The 2,402-nt window shown below is 38.9% G+C and carries 2 protein-coding genes; both read left to right on the top strand.

All coding sequences use genetic code 11. The features are described 5' to 3' along the window. The first annotated feature begins 153 nt into the window (after positions 1-153). Positions 154-1,611, top strand: coding sequence for an IS21 family transposase (istA, locus tag DX933_RS10320; protein ID WP_317843092.1), 1,458 nt, complete (start codon positions 154-156; stop codon positions 1,609-1,611). After that, positions 1,604-2,335 carry an IS21-like element helper ATPase IstB gene (gene istB / locus DX933_RS10315; protein WP_123316357.1) on the top strand — a complete coding sequence of 244 codons (732 nt, stop codon included), beginning with the start codon at positions 1,604-1,606 and terminating at the stop codon, positions 2,333-2,335. The genes istA and istB overlap by 8 nt, the downstream gene beginning before the upstream one ends. Positions 2,336-2,402: the final 67 nt, after the last annotated feature.

Below are 2,402 nucleotides of genomic sequence, written 5' to 3'. Positions count from 1 at the left end.
AGTTGTTTATTGCATAATAAAAGTTGATAGTATTGCAACCAAAATGTGAGAAGGGTGCAAAAAAAGAAAAAGGCTTGCCAGCCCAATCAAAAAACTCTATCGTTAATAGTGACCAAACTAATTAATGATGGGAGATTTGAAAGGATGCTAGCAATGCCTGAAATTAATCATATCAAAAAATTGAGGAACATTAAATCACTATCTATCAATGAAATATCGAAACGCACCGGTTTCTGCTGGGAAACTGTTAAAAAATATGCGGATGACGATCAATTACCACTGGAAACGAAAGTTAAAAAACGAGGTATGATGTATGAGGATAAGTGGGGAGAAATTGTTTCGGATTGGTTGATGGAAGATTATGCACTAAAGAGGAAGTTACGTCGGAATAATACGATTATTTTCAATCAGTTAAAAGCTATGGGCTTTCCGGGTTCCTATCGCACAGTGTGCAATTTCATCGCTGAATGGAAAGAGATAAAGTTAGATGAAACGAATGAAGTGAAGGAAGAGGTTGAACGATTAAATCATCCGCCTGCCGAAGCACAAATAGATTTCGGTTTAACGGAAGTCGTACATGAAGGGACATTCAAAGATATTCATTGCTTAGTTATGAGTTTACCATACAGTAATGGAGGTTTCGTTGTGCCAATGCCTGCTGAGAATCAAGAGTGCTTTTTGGAAGGATTGAAAACCCTATTCACTCAAGTGGGGTTTGTGCCGAGGAAATTACGTTTGGATAATTTATCTGCCGCTGTTGTAAAAGCCCGTGGTAATGGAAAAGAAACAGAGTTTACGGATGAATTTCTACGCTTTGCAGCGCATTATGGATTTGAACCTGTTGCCTGCAATGCATATAGAGGACAAGAAAAGGGACATGTAGAAAACAAGGTAGGCTATACACGCTATAACTTTTTCGTTCCAGCACCAGTCATTCAAGATTGGGAACATTTGACGGAAATCCTATTTGAACACTTTACAGAGGATCATCGGCGCAAACACTACCGTAAAGAAGCATATACAATCGCTGAATTAATCGAACAAGAACGCAAATATGGATTGGCATTACCAGAAGTAGCATACCCTGTATTTAAAGAGCGGTTAGTTACGGCGAATAAATATGGCGAAGTCAGAATCGATAAGGCTTCCATACATATCCCTAAAAGTTATCATTATAACCAAATGCGATTAATTACCTATTGGGATCGTTATAAAGTGGTCTCGATGCAAGGTGAGATATTGTCAGAAGGATTCCGTCCCTATATGAATAAGTCCCGTGAAATTCCTTGGCATTCGATTTTAAAGAACTGGTTACGAAAACCGCGCGCTATTCACTATTCACGTTACTTCCCCTATTTACCGGGAAGACTAGCTCATTATTTAAGCATCGAGGATATGAACCTGCGCAAAGAACGCACGGAATGGTTAGTACAAGCAATTATTAAGTATGATATGGCTGAAATTGCCGAGAGATTCTATGAGTTACTACCAACAAACATAAGTGATGGCTCAAGCACAGAAGAATCTATCCAACATCCATATGATGTTAATTGGACCATGTACGACTCGCTTCAACCATTGAAAGATGAGGGAGGCATGAGGCATGTCTGATGAATTGAAAGTGATGTGTAAGCAATTACGTCTCGCCTATGTTGCCGAGCTACTTGATAAGGTTTCGTTTGAAAATCCAGAGCAATATGTATTGGACTTATTCAAACAAGAATTAACGCTAAGGGAAACAGCCAAAGGAGAACGACTCATAAAAAAGGCTAAATTTATGAATCAAAAGGAATTATCCGATTATAGATGGGATGAACACATACGTTTTCCAGCTCATTTGGACCGGAGTACATTAGAATCCCTTCACTTTATTAAGCGAAAGGAAAATTTAATTTTGACTGGTTCTCCTGGAACCGGAAAATCGCATCTCGTTACTGCATTAGGACACAAAGCATGTCGGGCTGGTTACGAAGTTCGTTTCTACCGTGTTGCCGAATTAGTCGATCAATTGGAAAAAGCTTGGCGTGATGGTAAGTTCCAAGCTTTTAGAAATAAGTTTAATAAAGTAGATTTAATCATTTTAGATGAGATGGGATATGTCCCGTTTAATAAAGAAGGAGCCGAGCTATTGTTTTTACTCATTTCAGATTGGTATGAACAACGTAGTTTGGCCATCACCTCAAACTTAGAATTTAGCCAGTGGAACAGGATATTCGTTGATGCAAGGTTAACAGCAGCGTTGGTGGATCGTGTCATCCACCATGCGCATATATTGAGTTTTACTGGCGACAGTTATAGGGTGAGACACGCACTATCGAATCATCAAACAGAATAAGAAAAGGGCTTGGCAAAGTTCTCGACTTTTCATTGCATTATTCTCAACTTATTGCTTGCAAAACACA

Source organism: Ornithinibacillus gellani, from assembly GCF_003730295.1.
Taxonomy (GTDB): Bacteria; Bacillota; Bacilli; order Bacillales; family Amphibacillaceae; genus Ornithinibacillus_A; species Ornithinibacillus_A gellani.
This window is presented reverse-complemented; position numbering and strand designations above follow the sequence as displayed.

Excerpts from the sequence above, each read along its gene's own strand:
- istA (WP_317843092.1), top strand. The coding sequence starts at position 154 with ATGCCTGAAATTAATCATATCAAAAAATTGAGGAACATTAAATCACTA.
- istB (WP_123316357.1), top strand. The coding sequence starts at position 1,604 with ATGTCTGATGAATTGAAAGTGATGTGTAAGCAATTACGTCTCGCCTAT.